Origin of the sequence: Streptomyces viridochromogenes (assembly GCF_001270495.1) — a bacterium.
GTDB lineage: Bacteria > Actinomycetota > Actinomycetes > Streptomycetales > Streptomycetaceae > Streptomyces > Streptomyces viridochromogenes_A.
Map to the genome: position 1 here is coordinate 24,719 of NZ_LGUR01000129.1, position 25,321 is coordinate 50,039.

Annotated in this window: 23 protein-coding genes; 10 read left to right on the forward strand and 13 right to left on the reverse strand. The window is 70.8% G+C overall.

What is annotated here, in order from left to right; genetic code table 11:
- Nucleotides 1-2 precede the first annotated feature (2 nt).
- Nucleotides 3-701, forward strand: coding sequence for a Clp protease N-terminal domain-containing protein (locus tag ADK36_RS14880; protein ID WP_234329767.1), 699 nt, complete (start codon nucleotides 3-5; stop codon nucleotides 699-701).
- A 329-nt stretch (nucleotides 702-1,030) separates the two neighbouring features.
- Nucleotides 1,031-1,744 (forward strand): N-acyl homoserine lactonase family protein, encoded by a 714-nt coding sequence (locus ADK36_RS14885; RefSeq protein WP_053197853.1) that lies wholly within the window; start codon nucleotides 1,031-1,033, stop codon nucleotides 1,742-1,744.
- 63 nt (nucleotides 1,745-1,807) lie between these two features.
- On the opposite strand, the gene ADK36_RS14890 is transcribed toward ADK36_RS14885, so the two are convergent.
- Nucleotides 1,808-5,521, reverse strand: a complete 3,714-nt coding sequence (locus tag ADK36_RS14890) for a helix-turn-helix domain-containing protein (protein WP_053197855.1) — start codon at nucleotides 5,519-5,521, stop codon at nucleotides 1,808-1,810.
- Nucleotides 5,522-5,653: 132 nt separating this feature from the next.
- Here ADK36_RS14890 and ADK36_RS14895 point away from each other — a divergent pair, with 132 nt between their 5' ends.
- From ADK36_RS14895 to ADK36_RS14905, 3 genes are all read left to right on the forward strand, one after another.
- The gene (locus ADK36_RS14895) at nucleotides 5,654-6,862 is read left to right on the forward strand and encodes an acyltransferase family protein (RefSeq protein ID WP_048585411.1); all 1,209 of its coding nucleotides are present in this window, start codon (nucleotides 5,654-5,656) and stop codon (nucleotides 6,860-6,862) included.
- A 118-nt stretch (nucleotides 6,863-6,980) separates the two neighbouring features.
- Nucleotides 6,981-7,985, forward strand: a complete 1,005-nt coding sequence (locus tag ADK36_RS14900) for an alpha/beta fold hydrolase (RefSeq protein ID WP_048585410.1) — start codon at nucleotides 6,981-6,983, stop codon at nucleotides 7,983-7,985.
- A gap of 95 nt (nucleotides 7,986-8,080) precedes the next feature.
- Nucleotides 8,081-9,016, forward strand: coding sequence for an NAD-dependent epimerase/dehydratase family protein (locus ADK36_RS14905; RefSeq protein WP_048585409.1), 936 nt, complete (start codon nucleotides 8,081-8,083; stop codon nucleotides 9,014-9,016).
- A gap of 198 nt (nucleotides 9,017-9,214) precedes the next feature.
- On the opposite strand, the gene ADK36_RS14910 is transcribed toward ADK36_RS14905, so the two are convergent.
- A complete protein-coding gene (locus tag ADK36_RS14910; RefSeq protein ID WP_048585408.1) occupies nucleotides 9,215-9,562 on the reverse strand; it encodes a winged helix-turn-helix transcriptional regulator in 348 nt (115 codons plus the stop codon).
- Nucleotides 9,563-9,613: 51 nt separating this feature from the next.
- On the opposite strand from ADK36_RS14910, the gene ADK36_RS14915 reads away from it, so the two are divergent.
- Nucleotides 9,614-10,507 carry an NAD(P)-dependent oxidoreductase gene (locus ADK36_RS14915; RefSeq protein ID WP_048585407.1) on the forward strand — a complete coding sequence of 298 codons (894 nt, stop codon included), beginning with the start codon at nucleotides 9,614-9,616 and terminating at the stop codon, nucleotides 10,505-10,507.
- Here the strand turns inward: ADK36_RS14915 and ADK36_RS14920 are convergent.
- Entirely contained in the window at nucleotides 10,467-11,030 is a 564-nt protein-coding gene (locus tag ADK36_RS14920) for an HAD domain-containing protein (RefSeq protein ID WP_053197857.1), read from the reverse strand. The two genes, ADK36_RS14915 and ADK36_RS14920, sit on opposite strands and share 41 nt — an antisense overlap.
- A gap of 201 nt (nucleotides 11,031-11,231) precedes the next feature.
- Here ADK36_RS14920 and ADK36_RS14925 point away from each other — a divergent pair, with 201 nt between their 5' ends.
- A complete protein-coding gene (locus tag ADK36_RS14925) occupies nucleotides 11,232-12,074 on the forward strand; it encodes a nitroreductase/quinone reductase family protein (protein ID WP_053197859.1) in 843 nt (280 codons plus the stop codon).
- Between the two features lie 44 nt (nucleotides 12,075-12,118).
- On the opposite strand, the gene ADK36_RS14930 is transcribed toward ADK36_RS14925, so the two are convergent.
- The 7 genes from ADK36_RS14930 to ADK36_RS14960 form a co-directional block, all read right to left on the reverse strand.
- Nucleotides 12,119-14,152, reverse strand: a complete 2,034-nt coding sequence (locus ADK36_RS14930) for a HelD family protein (RefSeq protein WP_053197862.1) — start codon at nucleotides 14,150-14,152, stop codon at nucleotides 12,119-12,121.
- Between the two features lie 56 nt (nucleotides 14,153-14,208).
- Nucleotides 14,209-14,835, reverse strand: coding sequence for a TetR/AcrR family transcriptional regulator (locus ADK36_RS14935; protein WP_053197864.1), 627 nt, complete (start codon nucleotides 14,833-14,835; stop codon nucleotides 14,209-14,211).
- Nucleotides 14,836-14,914: 79 nt separating this feature from the next.
- A complete protein-coding gene (locus tag ADK36_RS14940) occupies nucleotides 14,915-17,104 on the reverse strand; it encodes a phosphotransferase family protein (protein ID WP_053197866.1) in 2,190 nt (729 codons plus the stop codon).
- A 247-nt stretch (nucleotides 17,105-17,351) separates the two neighbouring features.
- Complete coding sequence (locus ADK36_RS14945; RefSeq protein WP_048585401.1) at nucleotides 17,352-18,125, reverse strand: HAD family hydrolase; 774 nt, start codon at nucleotides 18,123-18,125, stop codon at nucleotides 17,352-17,354.
- 29 nt (nucleotides 18,126-18,154) lie between these two features.
- Nucleotides 18,155-19,045, reverse strand: a complete 891-nt coding sequence (locus ADK36_RS14950) for a winged helix-turn-helix domain-containing protein (RefSeq protein ID WP_053197868.1) — start codon at nucleotides 19,043-19,045, stop codon at nucleotides 18,155-18,157.
- A gap of 190 nt (nucleotides 19,046-19,235) precedes the next feature.
- The gene (locus tag ADK36_RS14955) at nucleotides 19,236-20,135 is read right to left on the reverse strand and encodes a FadR/GntR family transcriptional regulator (RefSeq protein WP_053197870.1); all 900 of its coding nucleotides are present in this window, start codon (nucleotides 20,133-20,135) and stop codon (nucleotides 19,236-19,238) included.
- Nucleotides 20,136-20,180: 45 nt separating this feature from the next.
- Nucleotides 20,181-21,065, reverse strand: coding sequence for a winged helix-turn-helix domain-containing protein (locus tag ADK36_RS14960; protein WP_053197872.1), 885 nt, complete (start codon nucleotides 21,063-21,065; stop codon nucleotides 20,181-20,183).
- A gap of 186 nt (nucleotides 21,066-21,251) precedes the next feature.
- Here ADK36_RS14960 and ADK36_RS14965 point away from each other — a divergent pair, with 186 nt between their 5' ends.
- A complete protein-coding gene (locus ADK36_RS14965; protein ID WP_048585397.1) occupies nucleotides 21,252-21,440 on the forward strand; it encodes a hypothetical protein in 189 nt (62 codons plus the stop codon).
- A 36-nt stretch (nucleotides 21,441-21,476) separates the two neighbouring features.
- Here ADK36_RS14965 and ADK36_RS14970 read toward each other — a convergent pair whose 3' ends face one another.
- Nucleotides 21,477-22,445, reverse strand: coding sequence for a GntR family transcriptional regulator (locus ADK36_RS14970; protein WP_199830180.1), 969 nt, complete (start codon nucleotides 22,443-22,445; stop codon nucleotides 21,477-21,479).
- A 154-nt stretch (nucleotides 22,446-22,599) separates the two neighbouring features.
- Between ADK36_RS14970 and ADK36_RS14975 the strand changes: the two genes are divergently transcribed.
- The gene (locus ADK36_RS14975; protein ID WP_048585395.1) at nucleotides 22,600-22,779 is read left to right on the forward strand and encodes a hypothetical protein; all 180 of its coding nucleotides are present in this window, start codon (nucleotides 22,600-22,602) and stop codon (nucleotides 22,777-22,779) included.
- A 285-nt stretch (nucleotides 22,780-23,064) separates the two neighbouring features.
- Here the strand turns inward: ADK36_RS14975 and ADK36_RS14980 are convergent, their stop codons facing one another.
- Entirely contained in the window at nucleotides 23,065-23,688 is a 624-nt protein-coding gene (locus tag ADK36_RS14980) for a hypothetical protein (protein ID WP_048585394.1), read from the reverse strand.
- Nucleotides 23,689-23,893: 205 nt separating this feature from the next.
- Between ADK36_RS14980 and dtd the strand changes: the two genes are divergently transcribed.
- Nucleotides 23,894-24,319, forward strand: coding sequence for a D-aminoacyl-tRNA deacylase (gene dtd, locus ADK36_RS14985; RefSeq protein WP_030052154.1), 426 nt, complete (start codon nucleotides 23,894-23,896; stop codon nucleotides 24,317-24,319).
- Nucleotides 24,320-24,353: 34 nt separating this feature from the next.
- Here dtd and ADK36_RS14990 read toward each other — a convergent pair whose 3' ends face one another.
- Entirely contained in the window at nucleotides 24,354-25,319 is a 966-nt protein-coding gene (locus tag ADK36_RS14990) for a YgfZ/GcvT domain-containing protein (RefSeq protein WP_048585393.1), read from the reverse strand.
- Between the last annotated feature and the right edge of the window lie 2 nt (nucleotides 25,320-25,321).

Genomic DNA, 25,321 nt, shown 5'->3' on the forward strand with positions numbered 1-25,321 from the left:
TCATGGCTCTTCCAGACCTGGACGATCTCATCGCGGAAGTCGACCGGCGCTGCGACACCGCACACCGCCCCGGCGGACAAGAACAGCCCGACTGGCTCGCTCTGCTGACCGTCGCCGCCCAACTCGCAGGCCAGATGCAGGCACTGGCAGACGATTTGGTCGAGGACTACGTCGAGCACTGCCGGATGCACGGCTCCTCATGGACCGACATCGGCGCTGCCTTGGGCGTGACCCGACAGGCGGTGCAGCAGCGCTTCCACGCGCCGCACAAGCGCTACAGCCCCGACACGATGACCGACGACCTCCGACAGGCGATGGTCCACGTCAAGCAGGCAGCGGTGCACCACCGCAACAACTACATCGGAACCGAGCACCTGCTCTGGGGACTGACCGCGGAGGACAACAGCGCCACCCGGCTCCTGCAGGCCGCCGGTGTGTCGCCGGAGACGATCCACCGGTCCGTCGGCACCAGGCTGAGCATGGGCGCCTCCCAGGCAGCCGAACGCATCGCCTGGACGCCCTACTCCCGCAAGGCCATCGCCATCGCCGAGGCAAGATCCGAACAGAACGGCTCCGACCACATCGACTGCGACGACCTGCTCATCGGCCTCGCCCAGGTCGGCCGCGGAGTTGCCGCCGACGTCCTGACCGAGGCCGGCTTCGACCCGGCCGCCCTCGACGCCACCACTGCCGACGCCTGAGCCCACCACAGCCCCGGCGAGAGCACTCCGACGGACCTGCGAGACCGCGGCTCTCTGCCCGGACTTGAGTGAGACGCACCGTCGAATCCCGTCTCACTCAAGTCCGGACACCGCAGGTCAGCGCAACACGATGCCCGGACTTATCCGAGACAGGACACCCGAGCGGCAGCTCGACCTGGCCCGAACCCCTGACGTCATCCGCGCTCGGCGCCGCTACCGGCGGCTCCGACGAGCTACGGCCCGACCGTCACCGGTGTTCGCCAGGACGCCCTGGTTCTGCTGTCGGCAGACCGGCTGGATGTCATACGGCGACCTGCCACGATGGCCGCATGGGGAAGAGCATGGCGGTGCGTCGACTCGATCTCGGGTACTTCATCCGGCCTGCACCGGAGACCGGTGGCGCACAGCCACGAGTCGAACCTGTCCTTGCCTACCTGGTGCGACACGACAACGGGTTGGTCCTCTTCGATACCGGCATCGGCGAAGCAGACCCCGAAACCGAAGCGCACTACCGGCCCCGACGCCGCGCGTTACAGGACGCCCTGTCCGCGTCCGGAGTCGCCCTTGATGACATCTCCATGGTCGTGAACTGCCACCTGCACTTCGACCACTGCGGCGGCAACCCCCTCCTGGGCGGCAGGCCCATCGTGGTTCAGGACGTCGAACTGGCCACCGCTCGTCGGGGCGACCACACCTTCGACGAACTGATCGACTTCCCCGGCGCAACCTACGAGGAAGTCGCCGGCGAAAGCGAGGTCTGGCCGGGAATCTGGATCATTCCAACGCCCGGGCACACCCAAGGGCACCAGTCGCTGGTCCTCCGGCAGAACGACGGCACAGTGGTTCTCGCCGGCCAGGCACACGACTTCGCTTCCCACTTCGCGTCCGAGCAACTGGCCCGCCACGCGACACTTCACGGCGTGGAGCAGCCACTTCCTCCCTACCCGGACTGGCTGGACCGACTCGCCGACTTCGACCCACGACGCGTGCTCTTCGCCCACGACTGCTCGGTCTGGGAACCGGCGCGGACAGAAGGCCGCTGAAGCCGACGCCGGCGAGGTCACCGCCAGGGGCTGCCGTTCGGATCATGTCGGCAGCGCCGCACGCTACCCGCCCGCCCCGCAGGGCCCCTTAAGCGGGCCGAGACCGGCGTCAAGGGCCCCGCAGATGCTGCGGATCGCGTCGGACGGGTCGGGCAGGTCGATGGTCCACAACGCGACCGAGCTGCCCGTGCCGACGGCCAGGGTGTGTCCGTCCGGGCTGAACGCCACTGCCGGGTGCGAGCGGGTCGGCAAGGACATGCGGGGCCGGCCGGTCGCGAGATCCCGCAGTTCGACTCCTCTGGCGGTGCCGATGGCGAGGGTGTGTCCGTCGGGGCTGAAGGACGGCGCCGTCAGGGGCCCCGCCGCACCGGAGACACTGAAGCTGTCCAAGAGGCGACCGGTGCCCGCGTTCCACGTCTTCACGGATCTGCCGCTCGCGGTGGCCAGCGTGTGCCCGTCCGGGCTGAACGCGAGGGACAGCGGGCTCCCGGCGCCCGACCTGATGGTGCGCTGTGTGCGCCCGGTCGCGGCGTCGAGCAGCGTGACCCGGTCGTCGTCGGCCTCGATGCTCACGACGGCGAGTGTGCGGCCGTCCGGGGTGAACGCCATCGCCCTGACGGGTCGGTCGCGGCCGGTGCGGACGGTGTGCAGTGCGCCGGTGGAAAGGTGCCAGATCCGCACCGATTGCTCCCAGTCGACGACGGCGACCCGCCTCCCGTCGGGGCTGAAGACCGCCGTGTCGAGGGCGCCCAGGGCACGGCTTTGGCGAAGGCGGCCCGTGGCGAGATCCCGGACCTCGATCACCCTCGCCCACAGCCTGTGCCTGATGGCCGAGTTCTTGATGGCCGAGTTCTTCGTGGCGGCGTTGTCGACGACCCTGGCGGCCAGGGCGCGTCCCGCCGGGCCGAACCCCACGGCCCCGAGGCGGGAGCCCGGGAGCGCCAGTGTGGCTTCGTGATCGCCGGTCCTGGCATTGCAGAGCTGTACCGCCCCGCGGCCGGGCAGCTCCCCTTGGCTGACCGTGGCCACCGTGTGTCCGTCCGGGCTGAAGGCCATGTCGGTGACGGACGTGCCGGCCCGGCCCGGAAGCGTGGTCCGCGGCTGTTCCGCGGGCAGGCCGTGGACGCGGATGGCGGGGTCCCGATTGCTGCTGGTGACGAGGGTGCGGCCGCCCGCGCCGAGGGCCACGTGCATGGCGCCACGTCCCCGATGACCGGCGGTCACGGTTCCCCGCGCCGCGCCCGAGGCGGTGTCCCACAGCCGCACCCTGTCCCCCGGGCCCGGGACGGCGAGGGTCCGCCCGTCCGGGGCGAAGGCCATCCCGTTCATCCCGACGGCGACGTCCTTGATGGTGCGCCGGACGCCGCCGGTGGCCACCTCCCGCAGTTGCACCACCCCTTCGGTGGGAACCACCGCGTAGGTCCGGCCGTCAGGACTGAAGGCCGTCGCCCGGCCCTCGATCCGGCCGTCGCGGACGGTCCGGGCGCGGCCGGTGGCCATGTCCCACACCCGCAGCCGTCCGTTGAGGCCCACCGCTGCGACGGTCCGTCCGTCAGGGCCGAAGGCGACCGCCTGCGGGTCGGAGTGGCCGGTGAAGCTGCGCCGCTCGCGGCCGGTGCCCACGTCCCACACCCGTACGGCCGTCGGGGACGAGGCGGCCACCGTACGGCCGTCAGGGCTGAAGTCCATGCCGCGTACCGCGCCGTCGGGCACGGCGAGGGTTCTGGTCTTCCTGCCGGTGGCCGGATCCCACAGGCCCAGCAGTACGCCGGTGCCACCGGCGGAGGTGACAGCGAGGGTGCGTCCGTCGGGGCTGAACGCCATGACGTCGCCGACGGTGTCGCGGCCGGTGGAGAACGTACGTCGGAGCTCGCCTTCCGGCAGGTTCCAGATCCGCACGGTGCCGTCCGCGCTCTGGCCGGCGAGGGTGTGACCGTCCGGGCTGAGGGCGAGGGAGGACACGGGTTCGGTGCCGCCGGCCAGGCGCTCGCGCAGCGGCAGCGCGGCGGCGGTGTAAAGGGCGGCGGTGGCCTCACGGGTCGGGCTGGTGCGGTAGGCGCGGACGGCGAGCAGTGCGGCGCGGTCGGGATCGGAGTCCAGCAACGCGCCGGACTGGGCGGCCAGTTGGCGCGACTCGGCCAGGTGCTGGGCGGTGACCGCGCTCTGCCACTGCCGTACGGCGAGGCCGGCGGCGACGAGGGCGAGGCACAGGGCGGCGGTGACCGCGGTGAGCACCAGCCGGTACCGGCGGCGGCCCTTCCGCTCGTGGTCACGGCCCGCGTCGAGGAAGGCACGCTCCACTTCGGTCAGGTCCTCGCGCCGTGCGCCGCCGAAGTGTTCCCGCGCGACGGCGAGCCGGCTCCCCCGGTACAACGCGCCCTGTTCACGGCCCAGTTCCTGCCAGGCGTGGGCCGCCTCGGTCAGGTTCCGGTGCACACGCAGGCGTTCGCGGTCCTCCTCGATCCACCCGCGCAACCGGGGCCAGGCCGTGATCAGGGCCTCGTGGGCCAGCTCGACCGTGTCGCCGTCCAGGGTGAGCAGCCGTGCCCCGGCGAGTGCCTCCAGCACATGGGCGGTGTCCTCCCGGCCGCTGCCGGGCAGTTCCGCGCGCTCGACGGAACGGCGGGTGTCGGGGGTGCCGTCGCCGGGGGCGATCAGGCGCAGCAACACCCGGCGGGCGGCAGCCGCCTGGCCTTCGGTGAAGCGGCCGTAGACCTTCTCGGCGGTCTTGGCGATCGCGCCGTCCAGGCGTCCGGCCGCCTCGTAGCCCGCCAGGGTCAGGGTCTTGCCGCGGCGCAGACGCCAGGTCTCCAGCAACGCGTGGGACAACAGCGGCAGCCCGCCCGGCGCGTCGGCGACCTCCTCGACCAGCCGGGCGGTGAGCGCGCGTTCCACGGCCAGTCCGGCGGCCGTGGCCGGCTTGACGACGGCGTCGCGCAGTTCCGCCGGGCTCATCGCACCGGCCAGCAGGTTGGCGTCGCGCAGTCCGTCGGCCAGGTCGCGGTGCTCGGCGCAGCGGCCGTAGAAGTCGCCGCGCACCGCCAACAGCACCCGTAAGCGGCTCTCGGGCTCCCGGGCGGCCAGCAGCAGGTCGATGAAGCGGGCCCGTTCGGCGGCATCGTGGCAGAGGGTGAAGACCTCCTCGAACTGGTCGACGATCACGAGGGTGTCCGCCCCGGCGCCGCCGTCCCCGGGAACCGCGGGTGTGAGCAGGGGCGCATGGGTGCGGGCGGGGCGTTCGCCCGGGGTCAGGATCCGGATCGCGGCAGGACGCGGATCCGGCTCCCGAGCCTGCCGCAGGACGGGTATCAGGCCGGCCCGCAGCAGGGAGGACTTGCCGCTGCCGGAAGGGCCGAAGACCGCCGCGAACCGCCGGCGGCGCAGCAGGTCGACCAGGTCGGCGGTGAGCTGTTCCCGGCCGAAGAACAGGGCACTGTCACCGGTCTCGAACCGCGCCAGCCCCCGGTACGGCGGGACTGATCCGTCGTCGTTGGTGGCGCCGTCACCGGCGGACTCCGCCAGCGCCTCCTGCCACCGGGCCTCCCATTCCGCCGGGTCCCCGCCGCATGCCCGCGCATAGGCCAGGGCCACCGGCAGCGTCGGCAACCGCTCGCCGGCCGCCGCCTGCGACAGCGTGGTCACCGAGTAGCCCGCCCTCCGGGCCAGCGACCGGTAGGTGACCCCGCCCGCCTGTGCCCGCAGCTTGCGTAACTCGAACGCGAACCGCTGCACCGGCCCCGCCGCCGGATCCACCGGCCCCTCACGACGCCCCGCCACACCCTCACCCCTCCGGCCCGCCCCGGCATCAGCGCACCCCGGTCGTCGTTCGACCGGTCGTTGCCCAGCCGGTCATTGTTCGACCGCCGAAACGGTACTGCCGAACAATGCCCCGGCCGCTGAACTCGGTGAATGCAATCCCCACCCCTCGTCCCCGCCGCACGGCTGGGCTGGCTGGACGCGTTACGCGGCATCGCCGCGCTCGTCGTGGTGTTCGACCACTCGTCGTACACCTTCATGGCGGACTTCCGGCGGGAGTTGATGCCGCAGTTCAACACCAGCCGCTACGGCATCATGGTGTTCTTCCTGGTCAGCGGCTACATCATCCCCGCGTCCCTGGAGCGCCGGGGCTGCGTCCGGACGTTCTGGATCGGACGGCTCTTCCGGGTGTACCCGCTGTGGGCGGCGGTCGTCACCGTGCTCCTCGCCCTCCACCTCCTGGGCATCGCGGAGATGCGTGACTTCGGTGGGCAGAGCGCCGCCACCGTGGTCGTCGCCCACGCCACCATGCTCCAGGAGCTGCTGGGGACCCCCAATCTCCTTCTCATCCTGTGGACGCTCTCGTACGAGATGTCCTTCTACCTGCTCGTCGTCGCTCTCTTCACGGTCCGTCTGCACCAGCGGTCCGCGGTGGTCGCCGTCCTCCTGGCCGTGCTCGCCGCGGTGGGCGTGACGGCCGGGGTCGCGCTGCCGGCCTCCGCCCTGTCCGGCGTGGTCGGCACCGGCCCGCTGATCGCGGTCGCCTCGGTCGCCATGGCGGTCGCCCTCTGCTGTGCCGGCGCGAGGTCACCCGTACTCCGGTTGTTCGGGGGTGTCCTGGGCGGGGTACTGGCGCTCGTCCTGGTCCCGTTCAACGGCACGGTCCCCCTGTGGGAGGGCCTGGTGATCCTCGCCGTGATGTTCCTCGGCACCGCCGTCCACCGCGCCGAGAACGGTCAGAGCACCTGGGGGTGCGCGGCGGGCACGGCCGTCGTGGTGGTGGCCTGTGCCGTGGGGAGCGCGTACCGGTACGGCGACGGTGACCACTTCACCCGGCGCGGCTGGATCGTCGCCTTCCTGCTGGCTGTGCTCACCTTCGGCGCCGGTCTGGCGGCACGCCGCCGGCGCATACCGCGGCTGCTGACCGGACTGGGCACGATCAGCTACTCGGTCTACCTGGTGCATCCGGTGCCGCTGGCGGTGATCGACGGCACGATCGGCCGGCGGCAGCAGGACAGTCCCGCCCTCGAAGTGGCGTTCTTCACGGTGCTGCTGCCCCTGTGCGTGCTGACGTACCGCTACGTCGAAGCGCCGAGCCAGAGGTGGGGCAGCGGGTTGGCGCGCCGCACGCGGCCGCCGTGACGAGCGCCCGGGCCCCTCTGCGGCCTTGCCGAACCGGCAAACGAACTCGTCCTCCCGGGACGGACTTCCGCATGATCGGTGTCACACCGAAACGGGACCGAAGTCCTGGAGGAGGCCTATGTCACAGCACACCGCGGAGATCACCCATCGGTCGGTCTCCTCGCCTGCGGGCCGGATTCACCTCGCGGAGCAGGGATCCGGGCCACTGGTACTGCTCGTGCACGGCTTTCCGGAATCCTGGTACTCCTGGCGCCACCAGCTGCCGGTACTCGCGGCGGCTGGGTACCGCGCGGTCGCCATCGACGTCCGCGGCTACGGCCGCTCCTCCAGGCCGGCCGCGGCGGACGCGTACCGGATGCTCGACCTGGTGGAGGACAACGTCTCGGTGGTGCACGCCCTGGGCGAGGAGCCGGCGGTGGTCGTCGGCCACGACTGGGGTGCGGCCATCGCCGCGAACTCCGCGCTGCTCAGGCCGGACGTCTTCCGGGCGGTGGGACTGCTGAGCGTTCCCTACACCCCGCGCGGCGGGCCCCGGCCCAGCGACGTCTTCGCCGGGATGGGCGGGGACGAGGAGTTCTACGTCTCGTACTTCCAGGAGCCGGGCCGCGCCGAGGCGGAGATCGAACCCGACGTACGCGGCTGGCTCGCGGGCTTCTACGCGGCCCTGTCCGCCGACACCATGCCCCCGCCCGGCGCTCCCGACCCGCACTTCGTCAGCAAGGCCGGGAAGGCCGGGACCAGGGCCGGGACGCTGCGTGACCGGTTCCCCAGCGGCCGACTGCCCGCGTGGCTCAGCGAGAGGGACCTCGACGTCTACGCCGGGGAGTTCGAGCGGACCGGCGTGACCGGAGCGCTCAACCGCTACCGGAACATGGACCGCGACTGGGAGGACCTCGCCGCCTTCGACGGTGCTCCCGTCACCCAGCCGTCCCTGTTCATCGGCGGCAGCCTGGACGCGTCCACGACCTGGCTGGCCGACGCGATCAAGGCGTACCCGGTGACGTTGCCGGGCCTGGTCTCCTCCCATCTCCTCGACGGCTGCGGCCACTGGATCCAGCAAGAACGCCCCGCCGAGACCAACCGCCTGCTCACCGACTGGCTCGCCGCCCTGCCCGCCGCCTGACTCGTCGTCGCGCCCTTTCCCGGATGTCACAGAACAGGTGGGCCGGATCGTCCAAGGTTTCGGAGGTGTATCCCCGAATCGGGACGGTGAGTGTCATGCGGGTGTTCGTGGCAGGTGGGACCGGGGTCATCGGGCGGCGGCTGGTGCCTCGGCTCGTGGAGCGGGGGCATCAGGTGACGGCCACGACGACCGCCGCGGCCAAGCTGGGGCTGCTGAAGGAGCTGGGCGCGGACGGCGTCGTGATGGACGGGCTCGATGCCGGGTCGGTCGGTGAGGCGGTGGGCGCGGCCCGGCCGGACGTGATCGTGCACCAGATGACGGCGATCTCCATGCCGCACTCCGGCAAGCCCGACATCCGGCACTTCGACCGGTGGTTCGCCACGACCAACCGGCTGCGCACCGAGGGGACGGACCACCTGCTGGCCGCCGCCGAGGCGACCGGCGTCCCCCACTTCGTCGCGCAGAGCGCCGCCATCTGGAACGGCGTCCGCGAGGGCGGCTGGGTGAAGACCGAGGAGGACCCGCTGCCCGTGGAGACGGGGAAGCTGCGCGCGCTGGGCGACGCGATCCGGCACATCCAGGACGTGGTCCTCAAGGCCGACGGGACGGTCCTGCGGTACGGCGGGTTCTACGGTCCCGGCGCCACCGACGACCAGGTGGCACTCGTCCGCAAGCGGCAGTTCCCGCTGGTCGGGGGCGGCACCGGCTACTGCTCCTGGGTGCACTTGGACGACGCGGCGAGCGCCACCGTCCTGGCCGTGGAACAGCGGGCGAGGGGCGTGTTCAACATCGTCGACGACGAGCCGGCGCCGGCCAGTGAGTGGCTGCCGTATCTGGCCGCCTGCGCGGGGGCGAAGCCGCCGCTTCGGGTGCCCAGGTGGCTGGCGCGGCTGCTGGCCGGGGAGGTGGTCGTGACGATGATGACCGAGGGGCGCGGGTTCTCCAACGCCAAGGCCCGGCGGGAGCTCGGCTGGGAGCCGCGTTACCCGTCGTGGCGCCAGGGGTTCCGGGAGGAGCTGGCGCGGTCGTAGCCGTACCCCGTAGGCACCCGGGCACCCCGCAGGCACCCCGCCGATACCCACTTTTTTGTGGGTACTTGGCAGCACGCCGCCGTCGTCCGACCCTTGATGTGGGTGATCGACGAGGCGCCGGACGCGCCCGGTCACCCGGGGAGTCGTACGACGGCACCCACAACGGCACGGTGGAGCGGACGGAGGTGGCGTTTCGGTTCAGGAGACCGGCTGGGCCCCGGTCAGTCGTTCCAGGCGGCGATGGCCCCAGTCGGAGAGCGGGCCGAGAGCGTCGGCCAGGTCACGGCCGAACCCGGTCAGGGAATAGACGGTCTTCAACGGCAGCTCGTCGTACACCTCACGGTGCACCAGGCCGTCCGTCTCCATCTCGCGCAGCGCCTGGGTCAGCACCTTCTCGCTGAGGCCCGGCAGCCGGCGGCGCAGTTCCGCCGGGCGGAGCGGGCCGGACTCCAGCAGCCAGAGCAGCGACGTCTTCCACTTGCCGTCCACCACCGCGATCGCGGCGGTCACCCCGCAGACGTTCGGGTCGTGGCGCCGACGCGACATATCCCCACCCCTTTTGTCATCAATTATCTTCACTCTACAGGGAGTTGAGTCATGCCCACCTTCGACCACGAGTCCGCCGTCACCGTCCTCGGTCTCGGCCCGATGGGCCGGGCGCTGGCCGGTGCGTTCCTGGACGCGGGGCTGCGGGTCACCGTCTGGAACCGCACGCCGGGGCGGGACGGGGAGCTCCTCGGCCGCGGTGCCGCCTCGGCCGCGTCCCCGGCCGAGGCGGTCGCCGCCAGTCCGCTGACCGTCGTCTGCGTGGTGAACTACGACGCCGCCGACGCCGTCCTGCGCCAGGACGCCGTCGCCGACGCGCTCAAGGGCCGTACGGTCGCGAACCTCTGCGCCGACACTCCCTCCCGGGCCCGGGACGCGGCGGCATGGGCGGCCGCGCACGGCATCCGCTATCTGGACGGCGCGATCATGTCGATGACCACGACCATCGGGACGCCGGAAGCGGAGGTCATCTACAGCGGTCCCGAGGACCTGTACCGCGAGCACCTGCCCGTACTGGAGACACTCGGCGGCACCCACACCCACCTCGGCGAGGACTTCGGCCGGGCCGCCGCCTACGACGTCGCCCTGCTCGACATCTTCTGGACGGCCATGTCGGGCTACGCACACGCCCTGGCCATCGCGCGGGCCGAGGGCATCACCGCGCGGGAACTGCTCCCCCACGCCCAGGGCATCGGCGCGATCATGTCGCCGATCTTCGAGGCGTTCGCGGGCGACGCCGACGACGGCACCTACTCCGGCGAACTCAACCCGATCACCTCCGCCGCGTCCACCATGGCCCACGTCATCGAGACCTCCGAGTCCCACGGCATCGACGCGGGCGTGATGCGCGCGGCCGAGGGACAGGTCCGCCGGGTCATCGGGCTGGGCCACGGGACGGACGGGATCACCCGGGTGACCGAGGTCCTGGGCCGCGCCCGGCGGTGATCCGCTCGCCCTCGATCCACTCCTCCAGGACGTCGAAGTCCCGTTCGGTGAGCCCGTAGCGATGGTCGACGCGGTGGAGGAGGGCGGGCCCGGGGTGGCCGGCGGCCACCCAGGCCCGGTCGGTCTCGGAGATCTCGTCGTCCACCCAGACGAAGGGACGGCCGGCGGCCCAGGCCACCAGGGGCCGTGTCTTCCAGTGAAGGCCGCGGGGGCGACCGGGACCTGCCTGGCCGCCCCCGCCGCCCCCGTCGTCCTCGTCCGGCCAGTCCATCACGGGCAACGAGGGCAGCCCCAGCCAAGGAGCGACGCTCGTGTTCGCTTCGTCCAGCCACGTCGTGGCCCACACCAGCTCGCACCCGAGGGCCGCGAGCCGCGTGAGGCGGGGGCCGAACGCGGGGTCGATGCGGGCGAGGAGAGGGTGCTCTGCGCCCTGCGGCAGGGGGCGGGGCGGCTCGTACAGCTTGTACGGCCGACTCGCCCCGAAGGGAATCAGCGTTCCGTCGACATCGAGGAAGAGAAGCATCGGAAAAAGGATCTCCCCTGACCGGGGCGCTGCGCTACTGTCGAACACATGACTGCCGGGTCGGCCTTGTGCCGTGAGCGAGTTGGGTGTTGCCCGGCCTCTGATTGAGGCTGTGGCGGCGGGCCAGGAGCCCGCCTCTTTCTCTTCGCCTTTCCCTCCGTTCCCTCCGTACGGAATCCAGCGACAGAGAAAGAGAGAGAAATGCCCCACGACTTCAATCAGCAGGTCATCGAGGAGTTCCGCGCCAACAAGGGCCGCGTCGGCGGCTACTTCGAAGGCGCTCGGCTCCTGCTGCTCACCACCACCGGCGCCCGCACCGGCCGCCCGCACACCACCCCCGTCGGCTACCTCCCCGACGGCGGCGACCGCGTCCTGGTCATCGCCTCGGCCGCGGGCGCCCCCAAGCATCCGGCGTGGTTCCACAACCTTCTCGCGAATCCCCAGGTCACCATCGAGAGCGGCGCGTTCACCTACGAGGCGCGGGCCGTCGCCCTGGAGGGGGAGGAGCGCGACCGGGCGTTCGCGCGGGCCGTGGAGGCGGATCCGGGCTGGGCGGCGTACCAGGAGAAGACGGAGCGGGTGATTCCGGTGGTCGCCCTGCACGAGATCGCCCAGGGCGGACCCCCGAACATCAACGCCTCCTCCATGGGCGAGGCCATCAAGGTCGTCCACGACGCCTTCCGCCGTGAACTCGCCCTGATCCGCGAGGAGATGAGCAAGGGCGGCGGTACGACCCTCGGCGCCCAGCTGCGCGTCAACTGCCTGACCTTCTGCGCGGGCCTGCACAACCACCACACCGGCGAGGACATCGGCATGTTCCCCGTCCTGGCCGACCGCCACCCAGAGTTCGCGCCCGCGCTGGACCGGCTGGGCGAGGAGCACGAGCGGATCGCCGAGCTCGTCGAGGACCTGCGCCGCGTGGTGTCCGACGAGGACGCGGACCCGGCCGCCGCCCGCACCGAGGTGGAGCGCCTCACGACGGCGCTGGAGGCGCATCTGACGTACGAGGAGGAGCAGTTGATCCCGGTACTGGACGCCGTGTAACCGGCGGACGGTGGCACACGGGAGGGCGCCGCCCGCACAATCCGCTAGAACGGCAACGGCCTCCCGTGCACCACCTCCAGCCCCGCCACCGCCCGCGTCACCACCACATACAGCCGGTGCAGCCCCCGCTCCTCCGCCTCCACGATCGCCGCCGGCTCCACGGCGACGACATGGTCGTACTCCAGCCCCTTCACCACACTCGCCGGTACGACGGCCACCCGCGCCCCCAGCTCGTCCGCACCTCCCGCCTCGATCCCGGCCGCCCGCAGCGCCTCCCGCACCCGGTCCGCGTCCCCGTCCGCCGCGACGACCCCGACGGACCCCTCCCGGCCCAGCGCGTCCCGTACGGCGCCCACGACCGCAGCCGGCAGATCGCCGTCGGCCTCCCGGAACCGCAGCTCCCCGTCCCCCCGCAGCGAACGGGCGGCCGGCACCGCCACGTCCAGCCGCTCCAGCAGCCGATTGGCCAGCTCCAGCACCGCCCGGGGCACCCGGAACCCCGTGGTGAGCGCTACGACCACCGCGTCCGGCTTCCCCAGCTGCCCGAGCACCTTCTCCCAGGACCGCGCCGCCCACGGAGTCGTCCCCTGCGCCAGGTCCCCGAGGACGGTCACCGACCCGAATGCGGCCCGCCGCGCGATCGCCCGGCACTCCATCGGCGACAGGTCCTGCGCCTCGTCGACGACGACATGGCCGTACCCCTTCGGATGCTCGATGAGCCCCGCCACCTCGTCGAGCAGCACGAGATCGGCGGCCGACCAGCGCGCCGACTTCCACGACCGCGGCGGTTTCGCCCACAGCAGCGCCTTCTGCTCGTCCTCGTCCAGCAGCCCGTCGGCGGCCGCCGCCAACACCTCGGGATCGCCCAGCAGTTCGGCCACCACCTCCTCCGGCCGCACCCGCGGCCACACGGCGTCGACGTACGCGGTGACCGCCCGCGCCCGCGAGACCTTCTGCACCCACGCGTTGCTCCGCACGCCGCTGCGCCGCTCCGCCTGGTCACGGATGCGCCGCACCACCCGGGTCCGCACCCGCTCCCGCCCGACGGCATACGGCGGCTCCTCCTCCCGCGCTCCCGCCACGATCCGCGTGAGCTCGCCCACCGACACCCGCCAGCGGTACGAACCCTCGGCCACGACAAGGGAGTCGATCCCCTCCGTGGTCACCCGCGCGTACAACGCCCGCCGCAGCACCTCCGCCATCCGGACGTCGTGCTTGACGACGGCGGCCCGATCGTCGTCGACCCCGTTGACCGGATGCCGGGCGATCTCGTCCCGCAGCGTGGACTGCCGTACACCGGTCTCGCCGAGGGCCGGCAGCACCTCGGAGATATAGGAGAGGAAGGTCCGGTTGGGCCCGAGGATCAGCAGGCCGCCGCGGCGGACGCGCTGCGGGTGGGTGTAGAGCAGGTACGCGGCCCGGTGCAGGCCGACAGCGGTCTTGCCGGTGCCCGGGGCTCCCTGCACACACACGGAGAGGGTGAGATCGCCTCGTACCAGCTCGTCCTGCTCGGGCTGGATGGTGGCCGCGATGTCCCGCATGGGCCCGACGCGGGGCCGTTCGATCTCCCGCGCGACGATCTCGCTCGCCCGGGACTCGCCCCGGTCGAGGTGCTCGTCCTCCAGGCCGGCGAGATCGGCGGAGTCCCCGCGGCTGCCCGGCGCCCAGCCGAAGCGTCGCCGTACGGCCACGCCCTGCGGGTCACGGGCGCCGGCCTGGTAGAAGGCGCGGGAGACGGGGGCGCGCCAGTCGACGACGAGGGGCGGCTCGGCGGGGTGCTCGCTGATCCGCAGCCGCCCGATGTGCAGCGGCTGGTGTTCGCCCGCGCCGAAGTCCAGCCGCCCGAAGAACAACGGCCCTTCCGGCAACTCGTGCATCGCCTTGGCCTGGCTGCGCAGCTGGTAGCCGAGGACCTCGGCATCGGCCCCGGAGGCGGAGGCGTTCTCGCCGATGACGACCTGTTCGTCGGCGCCGTCGACCATGGCGGCGAGGGCGGTGCGGCAGCGGTCGTGGTGGGCGCGTTCCTGGACGAGGGCGTCGTGGAGAGTGCGGTGCGGGGCGGGGTCGGGTGACGTCATTCCATGGAGCGTACCGAAATAACGTTACCGAGTTAAATTTTTCACTCAGTTTCGACTCAGTGGGCGACCAGCCCCGGCAGCCCGGCCTCCAACAGCCCGAACGCCCGCTCAGCGGCCGCCACCGCGTCCTCCCGCACCTCGGCCGCCCGCTCCCCCGCCGCGATCCGCCGCCAGTTCTCCTGCGCGAGGATCCGCTGTACGGCGACGATCTGCCCCGCGGCCAGCCGTCCGTCCAGCCCGCCGCCGAGCGCCTCGGCGAGCGCGGCCTCCGAACGCTCCAGATAGCCGTACATACGGGCGACCAGCGCGGGAGTCCCGTACAGCAGCGACTGGTAGGCGAGCACCTCGGGATGGTCGTTGAGGCCCGTGACCGGGTCACACCGCTGAAGCCCGTCGAGGAAGTGCCGGCGCAGCGCCCGCACGGGCGAGGGCCCCTCCCGCACGACCCGCGCGGCCTCGTCCTCGTGATCGGCGAACCGGTACAGGACGAGGTCCTCCTTCGCCGGGAAGTACCGGAACAGCGTCGGCTTGGAGATCTCGGCCGCGGCGGCGACGTCCGCGACGGACACGGCGTCGAAGCCCTTCTCCAGGAAGAGGCGGATGGCGGTGTCCGAGACCGTCTGGTACATCCGCCGCTTCTTGCGTTCGCGCAGGCCGAGCTCGCCGGCGCCTGTCTCGCTCATGCCGGTGAGCCTATGCGCCCGCCGCATCGACCGCCGCCCGGCCGGACGGGAACCGTCGTTCGGCGCGGACGTCGTCCCCTCAGACCAGGGCGCGAGCCAGATAGGGGTTCGCCGTGGAGCGGGCCGGCATGCCGAGCGATCCCGTGGCCGCCGCCAGTGTCATCGCGTAGGAGTCGACGGCCCGGCGGACATTGGGGGCGTCCAGGCTCGCGCCGGTCACCAGCCGGTCGAGGTCCACATAGGCGGAACGCACGATCTCGATCCAGCGGTAGACCCGCCAGTCCCTGCGCCAGTCGGTGGTGTGTTCGGGGGGCATCCGCAGTTCCCAGCGACGGAACATACGGTCGCGGATCTCCGGGCGGGTGGGCGTCAGGTGCATGTGCCGGACCAGGTCGTAGAGCGGATCACCGACCACGGCCATCTCCCAGTCGATGATGGTCAGCGCCAGCGCGTCGTCGCGGCGGACCAGGTTCCACGGGTTCAGGTCGCCGTGCAGGAGGGCCGGTCTGCGCTCGCTCACCTCGTGCCGGGACAGGATCTCCCGCAGCCTGAGCGCGTCCGGCAGCCCGAGAAGCCGGGCGAGTTGCTGCGACTCCTTCGGCAACTCCGCCACCAGATGCACGAGTTGCTCGCTCAGCCAGGCGTAGTAGCGACCGTCGCCGGCCGCCGGGTCGAGCTGCTTGTAGTCCACCCACGTCAGCTGCACGAGCTGGTCGACGAGCCGGTCGGCCTCGTGCGGCAGCAGGCCGTGCACCGGATGGCCGGGCGGCTGGTCGATGTCCTGCGGCCCTTCGTAGGTGTGGATGGCGAAGGGTTCCCCCTGGTAGCTCGTACCGAGGGCGAGGAACTTCGGTGCCGCCACGCTGATCCGCGACACCTCGATGGCCCGCAGCACCGCGTGCTCGCTGAGAAAGCCGCGCTCACGCCGGCAGACGTTGGCGACCTTGCGCCGCACCACCACCGAAAAGTCGACGCCCGGAACCCTGACCACGGAATTGAGGTGCCCCGTGCCCTTGAACACCCGTCTGGCCGGTGCCGCCCCCTCCGCGAACAGGGCGTGCCGAACGGCGGACAGCGGGAACTCGGGGTGCTCCGGAACACGCAGGTCCGGATGCCAGTCCTCGCACGCCTTCATCTCGGCGGACAGGCCGACGCCTCCGTTGCGTGCGGCCCGCCACCGGAAGAGGATCCGCTGGATCTCACGCTCGTCCGGCAGGTTTCCGAGCCTGAGCGGCTCGGCCGCCGTCTCCAGCGCCCGGCGCACCGACACGACGGCCTCGTCCAGGCTCTTCTGGTCGCGCGAACCCTGCAGTGAGTTCGCGGCCCGCATCACGTCCGGGTAGACGGACTGCGCCCGCTCGAACGCGATGTAGTGACGCAGGTCCTTGGCAAGGCCGTTGACCGCCGCGGGACGGATCCGCTGCATCGCGTCCGCCCACGCGTCGATGACCTCGTCCCACTGGTGGGCCGGGTACCGCATGCGCACGAGGTGCGTCGCGAGATCGTGCAGCGGATCGCCGTAGGTCGCCAGCTCCCAGTCGACGCAGATGAGCGGTGGGTCACCGCCGTACGTCATGATCAGGTTGTCGCGGTGCAGGTCGGCGTGGAGCAGGCTGTAGGGCCGTCGGGTCAGCGCGGGTACCCGCTCCGCCAACCGGATCAGGGCGTCCTCGGGAATGCCCAGCGCCGCGAACAGCCCACCGAACTCGGCCCAGTTGGGCTGCCGGATCTGACGGTCCGCCATGATGGCCAGCGTCTGGAGAAAGGCCTGGCTGTCCGTGTCGTCATTGTTGGGCCAGCCGGCCGGAAGGGGCGGGAGCGCCCCCCTTCGCACCTGGGCCATCTGGGCGAGCAGACCGGCCAGCGCCTTGATGAGCAGGGTGTCCACGGGTTTGCCGTTGCCGCACACGCTGGAGAGCGGAACGCCCTCCACATAGCTGTGGAGAGCGAAATCGTCCCCTTTGACGAGACACTGCGGGACATGGGGCAGGGTTCCCCTGATGGCGCCGAGGATCTGCGCCTCGTCCTGCCAGGTTCTGATCACCACGGGCAGCGCCTCGGTACGCCTCATCCGCACGGTCACGGACGTACCGGCCTCACGGCCCAGCAGCCGGGCGACGTCGTCCGTCAGGGGCAGCACATAGTTCAGGTTGTGGTGCCCGCCGATCAGCTGCCCTTCGCGCCTGGCCCGTGCCAGGAACCACCGCAGGGCGACGGCAGTGGCGGCACGTTCCCCGAGGTAGGGACGGGGAAGAGGTCGTGGACCCACGGGCCGCTCCGAGTGATTCGCGCAAAACACGGAAGGTACGGCAACACTAGTTGCCGGAGGTAACAGGCACGACCGGAGTCAAGCTCAAGTAGCCAAAACGGACGATTCTGCCACTCTCGTACTGAGTCGTTCCCGAGGGCGTCCGAGAGTGGCCTGTTCGCCACCTCATACGCGCGGAACAGAGCGGTTGCTCAGGCGGTGCGCAGATGCTAGCGCACGGACCCGTGCCTCCTGGCCAGGCACCCGCCTACTCGCCGCCGTGACCGCCGCGGCCGCCACGCAGTTCGCCCTGCTGCTGGTTCAGGGCCTGCTGCCGCAGCGCCCGCAGAACCGGCTCCAGTGAGCCCACGATCGACGTGGCCCCGGCCTCGCGCAGCAGCTTCTCCTTGCGCGCATTACGCGCGTAGCCGAGGAACGGGACCCCCGCCTGCTGTGCGGCGAGGAAGTCGGAGGGGGTGTCGCCGATCATCAGCGCGGTGGAGGGCGCGGCGCCCATCGCGTTCAGGGCGCGGTTGAGGCAGTGCGGGTCGGGCTTGAGTTGGTGGAGGTCGTGGGTGCGGCCGTAGATATGGGGGGTGAAGCAGGAGACGAGGTCGCGGCTCGTCAGGTATCTGCGCACCACCCGTGGGGAGTTGTTGGTGGCGATGGCCAGACGGAGGCCCATCGCCGTCCAGGTGCGTATCAGCGGGTCGGCGTACGCGGTGGGCATCGCGGTGGCGGTCGCCCGGAGCTCCTCGTTGGTGAGACGTTCCTCCAGCTCCGCCACCAGGTCGCTGCCGGGGCGCCGGCGATCGACGGCACGCAGGACGACGTGCGGGTCGAGCGACTTGCGTTCGCGTTCGTTCAGCAGGCCGTGCAGGCCCCGGCCCGCGAGCCATTCCACCAGTTCGGTCGCCACCCGCTCCGCCGAGTGCCCCGCGAACAGCCGGCAGATCGGACCGTCGAAGTCCCAGAGGATGACCCGGGCACGCGTGATCGAATCCCGCAGTTCCGCGGCCTCGTCCTCGGAAGGGGACGCCATCGGTTCCGTCTGCCTCGCATCAGAAGTCACTAGGAGAGTGTCAGGTCCGTCGTGATGGTTTCCCAGAGGGCGTCGAACCACTTCTGGGATTCGGCCACGAACGCGGCGTCGCGCTCTCGGGCCTGCTTCTCGAAGGAGAAGAGAACGGACTTCGAGCCCAGCGCGTCGTACATGTCCAGATTCTTGCTCTCGTACTCCTCCTGACGCTCGGTGAGGACGTAGTAGCCGATCAGCGCCTCCTCACCGTTGAGCAGGTACAGCTTCACCGGCGGCGTGAACGGCAGGGCCCGGAAGGTGACATGGACGTCGATGCCGTGCGTGGAGCGTACGGCGCGCAGGTTGTGCCGCAGCACCCGCGCCTGGGCGTTGCGCATCTCCAGCCACCGTTGGTGGACCAGGTCGCCCTCGCCGCTGTCGCCCTCGCCGCTCTCGACCGGGACCGGGAAGGCGAGGTTGATGTTCCGGGACGGCAGCAGGATGCGGACGTCGATCGACTCGGGGCGAAGGGTGCCCTCATGGATCAGGCGGATGGGCTGCCCCAGGGCGAGCATCAGGCTCTCGGCCGTGAGACAGACGGCGTCGATGCGGACACGCGGCGCCGAGAACGCCTCCATGAGCCGGGGCGCCAGCCCGACCATCGTCGGCTGCGGCCCCTTCCGCGCCGCCGTCGACACGGCGATCCGCGGCGGGCTCCCCCTGCTCACGTTGGTGAGCAGACCGTCGTCCTGGAGAGTGCGCAGCGCCTGGCGTACGGTGCCGCGCTCCACGCCGAACTCCTCGGCGAGCTCGGCCTGGGTGGGCAGGCGGTCGCCCGCCTTGAGCTCACCGACACGGATCCGTTCCCGCAGAACCTCGGCGATCTCCTGGGGCGTGTGTCTCTTGCTGCCGTTCACGGTCACGTTCTCCTGGGTCACCACCAAACGCTGCAACTGCTGTCCATTTGACGGGAGTTGTCTGGAGTACGTTTACGACTAGGGGCAAGTTGAGACAACTTGATGACAGTTGGCCCGAGTTAGCCAAGTTGGCAGAAGTATTACTTCCATCCCCAGGAGCGCGCAGGCGGAAACACGCGCCCACCAGGCACCGCACGTCCGAGGCACCGCCCAGAGGTCATTCGGAGAGTGTCAGGTCGGTCGCGATCGTCCCCCACAGCGCGTTGAACCATTTCTGGGACTCCTCGGCGAAGGCCCCGTCGCGGCCGCCCCTGTTCCCCGGGAAGGGGAAGAGCATCGCCTTGTGGCCGCTGACGTCGTAGGTCTGGATCTCACCGCCCGCCGTCTCCCGCGGACGCTCACCGACCTGGTAGTAGCCGAACACCGCCTCCTCCCCGTTGAGCAGGTACAGCTTCACCGGCGTCGTGAAGGGCAGTTCCTTGTAGGTCACGCGCACGTCGCCGACCCTGTTCCCGCCCTCCCTCGTCAGCCTCTTCAGCGTGCTGCGCAGGACCCTCAACTGGCTGTCGCGCTGGTCCATCAGCTCCCGGTGGATGGCCCGCGCCCGTGCGGCGTCCCCCTCTTCGACCGGCACCGGAAAGGCGAGGGCGAGGCCGCGGGCGGGCACCAGACAGCGGAGCTGGATCGACTCGGGGCGCAGCCGGCCCTGGTGGATCAGCCGGAGCGGTCGGGCGAGCGCCAGGATCAGGGTCTCGGCGGTGAAGCAGATGACGTCGATCAGCACCTCCCGGGCCTCGAACGCCCGCTCCAGGCAGGTGTGCAGGATCGCTGTCGTCTGCTGGGGCACATCGGGCTCGGGTGCCGCCGCCTCGGCGATCCGGGGCGGGCTGCCCTTGCCCGTGTTGCTGAGCAGTCCGTCCCGCTGGAGCATGCGCAGTGCCTGCCGCACGGCGCCGCGTTCGACACCGAACTCCTCGGCGAGCTGTGCCTGGGTCGGCAGCTTGTCGCCCTTCTTCAGCTCGCCCTCGCGGATACGGCCCCGCAGGGTGTCCGCGATGTCCTCGGGCAACCCCTTGTCACTGCCGGTCACTACGTCGTTCTCCTGGGTCAGGTGCATGGCTGTGCGGTGTGCGCGGACCGGTGGGGTGGGTCGGGTCCTCCCTCAGCTCAGCTTCAGGTCCGTGGTGATGGTTTCCCACAGGGCGTCGAACCACTTCTGGGACTCCGTCACGAACGCGACATCGCGCCGGCCTGCCGCCTTCTCGAAGGAGAAGAGCAGGGACTCGGTGCCCAGGACGTCGTACACGTCCGTGGGCCCGGACCCGGACTCCAGGGACCCCTCGCGCCGGCCGATCATGTAGTAGGAGATCAGCGCCTCCACCCCGTTGAGGAGATACAGCTTCACCGGCGGTGTGAACGGCAGGGCGCGGAAGGCGACCTGGACGTCGATGCCGTGCGAGTAGCGCAGCGCCTGGAGGTTGTGCCGCAGGACCTGCCCCTGGGCGTTGCGCCGGGCCAGCCAGTCCTGGTGGACCGAATCGTCGTCGCCGTGACCCTCGACCGAGATGGGGAAGGCGAGGTTGATGTCCCGGGACGGCAGCAGGATCCGGGCCTCGATCGACTCGGGGTGCAGACGGCCCTCGTGGATCAGGCGGAGCGGTTCGCTCAGGGCCAGCATCAGGGTCTCGGCGGTCAGGCAGGCCGCGTCGATCCGCACCCGCGGGGCGGCGAACGCCTCGGCCAGCCGTGGGGCCAGCGCCACCATCGTCGGCTGGGGCTCCTCCCATGTCGGCGCCGACTCGGCGATACGCGGCGGGCTGCCCTTGCTCACATTGCTGAGGAGCCCGTCCTGCTGGAGCGCCCGCAGTGCCTGGCGGACGGCACCGCGCTCCACGCCGAACTCCTCGGCGAGCTCGGCCTGGGTGGGCAGGCGGTCCCCGGCCCTGAGCTCGCCGGTGCGGATGCGTTCCCGCAGGATGTCGGCGATCTCCTGGGACGAGGGTCCCCTGCTGCCGTTCACTGCCACGTCCTCCTGGGTCACGACCAAACGCTACAACTTCTGTCCATCTACGGGGAGTTGTCCGCAGGTTGTTTATGAGTAGGTACCAAGTGGGGACAACTTTATTAGAGTTGGCTACCAACTCGATCAAGTTGGCAGAGTCTTTGCCTTCTTGTCGCCCAACCCCCGTCGCTCCACGCCCGTCCTGTCCGGCAGCCCGAAGGGGGAAAGACCGTGCCTGCCATCGCCTTCATCTCCGCTGTCTTCGTTCTCGGCTTCGAGCAACTCGTCCAGTGGAAGTACGGCCCCATGGGCATCGTCGGCCTGCTGCTGCTCACCATCGGCATCAAGGCCAAGAGCCCGGCCCTCAGCACCATCGGGGCCCTGGTGCTCGCCGCCCTGGTCACGCGTCCCGCGCTATGACCGGCGAGTATCCGTTGTCAGACGCCGTGGGAGAGGTCAGGTCGTGAGCACCAGCTCCGAACTGATCGTCTCCCACAGTGCGTTGAACCAGAGGTGCGACTGCTCCACGAACGTCGCGTCACGCAGCCCGGCGCCCTGCTCGAAGGAGAACAGCATCGACCGGGTGCCCTCGGCGTCGTACATCTCCAGCTGCTCCTGGTCGACCTCCTCCTCGCGGCGCGTGACCGTGTAGTACGCGAAGAGCGCTTCCATGCCGTTGAGGAGGTAGAGCTTCACCGGCGGCGTGAAGGGCAGGGCGCGGAAGGTCACGTGCACGTCGATGCCGTGCGAGGAGCGCAGGGCCAGCAGGTTGTGCCGCAGTACCTGCCCCTGCGCGTTGCGATGAGCCAGCCAGCGGCGCTGCAGCCGGCCGTGCTCGGCCGGGGCGTCCACCGGGGTCGGGAAGGCCAGTTCGATGTCCCGGGACGGCAGCAGGACGCGGACGTCGACCTTGGCCGGTTTCAGTTCTCCGGCGTGGATACGGCGCAGCGGTTCGCCGATGGCGAGGGTGAGGGAGATCGACGTGAGGCACAGGGCGTCGACCTCGACGTGGGGCGCCGCGAACGCGGCCGCTACGCGTGGCGCCAGGGCCGCGGTGGTCGGCATCGGCGGGGCTCCGGGACCGGCCGGAACCAGCCCGGGTCCCGATGCCGGCCCCGCACCGAGTACCGGGCCTGGCATCGGGGCCACGGTGGCCGGGCTTCCCTTGGAGACGTTGGTGAGCAGCCGCTCCGACTGGAGGATGCGCAGCGCCTGCCGTACGGCACCGCGCTCGACGCCGAACTCGTCGGACAGCTTGGCCTGCGTGGGCATGCGCTGGCCCGGCCGCAGCACTCCGGACCTGATCCGCGCGCGCAGCTCGTCGGCCACCTCAAGGTGTGCTTTCTGTGGCCGCTGTGTCCTCTTCCGTCCATTGACGGAGGCGTGTTCCGGGTCCACGACCAGAACACTACAACTTCCCGCCATCTTCCGGCAGTTCAAGGATAGATGGTTATGAGACGCTTCCAAGTGGACATAAGTACAGTGAAGTTGGTCGCCAACTTAGGCAACATGGTCAAACTTCCTGAGGGGTTGGCCACCAGAGACGGTTCTGTCGACCATCGTCCCCAAGGAGGACGGCATGCCGCTGATCTACCTCGCCGTCGCCGCGCTCGCCATCGGATTCGAGCAGCTCGTCCAGTGGAAGTACGGGCCGATGGGCATCATCGCCTTCCTCGCCCTGTCCATCGGCATCAAGGCCAAGAACACCATGATCGGCGGCATCGGCGCGGTGATCCTCGTCATGCTGCTGGCCCAGTAGGGACCAGGTTCGGCTGATCGGGCTCCCTTCCGGAGGGGAGCCGGGAGCCCGGTCGGTCAGCACAGCCACAACTTCACATCGACAACCGAAGAGCGATCGCACAGCCACAACTGAAGAACAACCACAACCGCACAGCTCGCTACGGATGAGCAGACCTGTCGTCGACCCGAAGGAGGTTCAGAAGGTGTCCGGGCACCAAGACGCCCGGACATACGCAGCAGGGCGTCGGCCACCAGGCCGGCGCCCGCTCGCTCTTCCCGCACCCGCCCGGGCGCGCCGCGACGGCTACGTCAGCAGGTCGTCGACCACGGCCTCACCGTCCCGGTACCGCCGTGCGATCTCCCCGCTGCAGTCGTCCGCGGTCCGCTGCAGGCGTTGGCGGCGGCGGGACACCTGCTGCTCGTACCGGACGAGTCGCCCCATCGCGGTGCTGAGTTCGACGTCGGTGCGCGCCTCCAGGTCCGACAGTTCCACCTCGGCCAGCATGTCGGCCGCCAGCCGCCGGTACTCCTCGCTCTGCGGGGTGCCCAGCGTCACATGGCGGGCGGAGGAGCGGTGGCGGGCCGGGGCGTCGGTCAGGATCTCCGACAGGCGCTCCACGACGGACGCCGCGCCGGCCGGAGAGCGCCGCGCCAGCTCCGCCCGCAGGATGTCGATCCGCCCCTGCAGCAGTCGCCGTACATAACTCAGGTCCGCCTCGTCGCTCTGGGCGTCGCGGCGCAGGGTGCGCAGCTCTGGCAGGCTGAGCACGGTCAGGTCGTGCTCGGGCGGATCCGCGGGCAGTCTCGGATCCGCTCCCGGGCCCGGATCGTCCGCGGTGCGCTGTGTGGGCGGCCGGAGGCCGGCCGGCTGGCCCGCGTGGTTCAACACGACAGCCCCAGGGGGCTGCCCGGTACTCGGTGTGCTCATGTGCCTCTACCGTCCCCTCGACCGGCGTGTGGAAGCATGGTGCCATCCCAAGTGGCCGCTATGTGACCGAGTGCCCACGAACAGCCCCAGATGGGGGCTTAAGGATCAAAAAAAGAGTGCCCCGAAGAGGCCCCGAGGCAGCCTCGGACGGGGTCCGGGCAGGGCCCTTGCCCAGGCGGCGCCCCGCACACGGCATGATGGCGGCATGCGAGCTGTGGTGCAGAGGGTGGACGGCGCGAGTGTGGTCGTGGACGGGGAGACCGTCGGCGAGGTCGTGGGCGAAGGGCTGTGCGTGCTCGTCGGTGTCACGCACGAGGACACCAAGGAGAAGGCGGCCCAACTGGCCCGCAAACTCTGGTCGATCCGCATGCTGAACGACGAGAAGTCCTGCAGCGACATCGACGCCCCGCTCCTCGTCATCAGCCAGTTCACCCTCTACGGCGATGCCCGCAAGGGACGCAGGCCCACGTGGAACGCCGCCGCCCCCGGCGATGTCGCCGAGCCGCTCGTCGACGAGGTCGTCGCCCAACTCCGCGCCTTGGGGGCGACGGTGGCGACGGGCCGGTTCGGCGCCCAGATGCGGGTGGCGCTGACGAACGACGGCCCGTTCACGGTACTGCTGGAGATCTAGGGCCGCCCGGCACGGCGCAGACGCGGCCGCCTGGCTACGGCTCGACGACCACTTCCTGCGCGGCCGCCGTCTCTCCGGCCAGGAGCCTCGCGTCCACCGGCACGTTCCGCTTGACCAGCGCGAGCGCGACCGGCCCCAGCTCGTGATGGCGTACCGACGTCGTGATGAAACCGATCCTGCGGCCCTCGGGGCCCTCGTCGGCCAGCTGGATCTCCGTGCCGTGCGCGGGCAGGTGAACCTCGCTGCCGTCCAGGTGCAGGAAGACCAGCCGACGCGGCGGCTTGCCGAGGTTCTGGACCCGGGCGACCGTCTCCTGGCCGCGGTAGCAGCCCTTCTGAAGATGCACCGCGGTGCCGATCCAGCCCAGCTCGTGCGGGATCGTGCGGTGGTCGGTCTCGAAGCCGAGGCGGGGACGGTGGTGCTCGACGCGCAGCGCCTCGTACGCCAGGAGTCCGGCCGCCGGGCCCGCCTTCCCGGCGTACGACTCCAGCTCGGCGCGCGGGAGGAACAGGTCACGGCCGTACGCCGTCTCGCGTACGACGGCGCTCTCGGGCACCTCGGCGATGGACCCGGCGGGCAGGTGCACGACCGCGAACTCGGCGGTCCGGTCGGCGACTTCCACCTGGTAGAAGAACTTCATCGACTCCAGGTACGCGATCAGCGCGTCCTGGGTGCCGGGCTCGACATGGGCCCAGACCGTCGTGCCGTCGTCGACCAGGTACAGCGCGTGTTCGATGTGGCCGTGCGCGGAGAGGATCAGCGCCTCGGTGGACTCGCCCACGGGGAGGTCGCTGACGTGCTGGGTGAGCAGCAGATGCAGCCAGCTCAGCCGGTCCTGGCCGGTGACGGCGACGACTCCGCGGTGCGAGAGGTCGACGAAACCGGTGCCGTCGGCGAGGGCACGCTGCTCGCGGAACAGTTCGCCGTAGTGGGCGGCGACGCCTTCGTCCACGCCCTCGGCGGGCACGGCGCCGGGCAGGGTCAGCAGGGGGCTCTTCATAT

Coding starts and splice junctions, on each gene's coding strand:
- ADK36_RS14880 (WP_234329767.1), top strand. CDS start 3: ATGGCTCTTCCAGACCTGGACGATCTCATCGCGGAAGTCGACCGGCGC.
- ADK36_RS14885 (WP_053197853.1), top strand. CDS start 1,031: ATGGGGAAGAGCATGGCGGTGCGTCGACTCGATCTCGGGTACTTCATC.
- ADK36_RS14895 (WP_048585411.1), top strand. CDS start 5,654: ATGCAATCCCCACCCCTCGTCCCCGCCGCACGGCTGGGCTGGCTGGAC.
- ADK36_RS14900 (WP_048585410.1), top strand. CDS start 6,981: ATGTCACAGCACACCGCGGAGATCACCCATCGGTCGGTCTCCTCGCCT.
- ADK36_RS14905 (WP_048585409.1), top strand. CDS start 8,081: ATGCGGGTGTTCGTGGCAGGTGGGACCGGGGTCATCGGGCGGCGGCTG.
- ADK36_RS14910 (WP_048585408.1), bottom strand. CDS start 9,562: ATGTCGCGTCGGCGCCACGACCCGAACGTCTGCGGGGTGACCGCCGCG.
- ADK36_RS14915 (WP_048585407.1), top strand. CDS start 9,614: ATGCCCACCTTCGACCACGAGTCCGCCGTCACCGTCCTCGGTCTCGGC.
- ADK36_RS14920 (WP_053197857.1), bottom strand. CDS start 11,030: ATGCTTCTCTTCCTCGATGTCGACGGAACGCTGATTCCCTTCGGGGCG.
- ADK36_RS14925 (WP_053197859.1), top strand. CDS start 11,232: ATGCCCCACGACTTCAATCAGCAGGTCATCGAGGAGTTCCGCGCCAAC.
- ADK36_RS14930 (WP_053197862.1), bottom strand. CDS start 14,152: ATGACGTCACCCGACCCCGCCCCGCACCGCACTCTCCACGACGCCCTC.
- ADK36_RS14935 (WP_053197864.1), bottom strand. CDS start 14,835: ATGAGCGAGACAGGCGCCGGCGAGCTCGGCCTGCGCGAACGCAAGAAG.
- ADK36_RS14945 (WP_048585401.1), bottom strand. CDS start 18,125: ATGGCGTCCCCTTCCGAGGACGAGGCCGCGGAACTGCGGGATTCGATC.
- ADK36_RS14955 (WP_053197870.1), bottom strand. CDS start 20,135: ATGCACCTGACCCAGGAGAACGACGTAGTGACCGGCAGTGACAAGGGG.
- ADK36_RS14970 (WP_199830180.1), bottom strand. CDS start 22,445: ATGGCGGGAAGTTGTAGTGTTCTGGTCGTGGACCCGGAACACGCCTCC.
- ADK36_RS14975 (WP_048585395.1), top strand. CDS start 22,600: ATGCCGCTGATCTACCTCGCCGTCGCCGCGCTCGCCATCGGATTCGAG.
- ADK36_RS14980 (WP_048585394.1), bottom strand. CDS start 23,688: ATGAGCACACCGAGTACCGGGCAGCCCCCTGGGGCTGTCGTGTTGAAC.
- dtd (WP_030052154.1), top strand. CDS start 23,894: ATGCGAGCTGTGGTGCAGAGGGTGGACGGCGCGAGTGTGGTCGTGGAC.
- ADK36_RS14990 (WP_048585393.1), bottom strand. CDS start 25,319: ATGAAGAGCCCCCTGCTGACCCTGCCCGGCGCCGTGCCCGCCGAGGGC.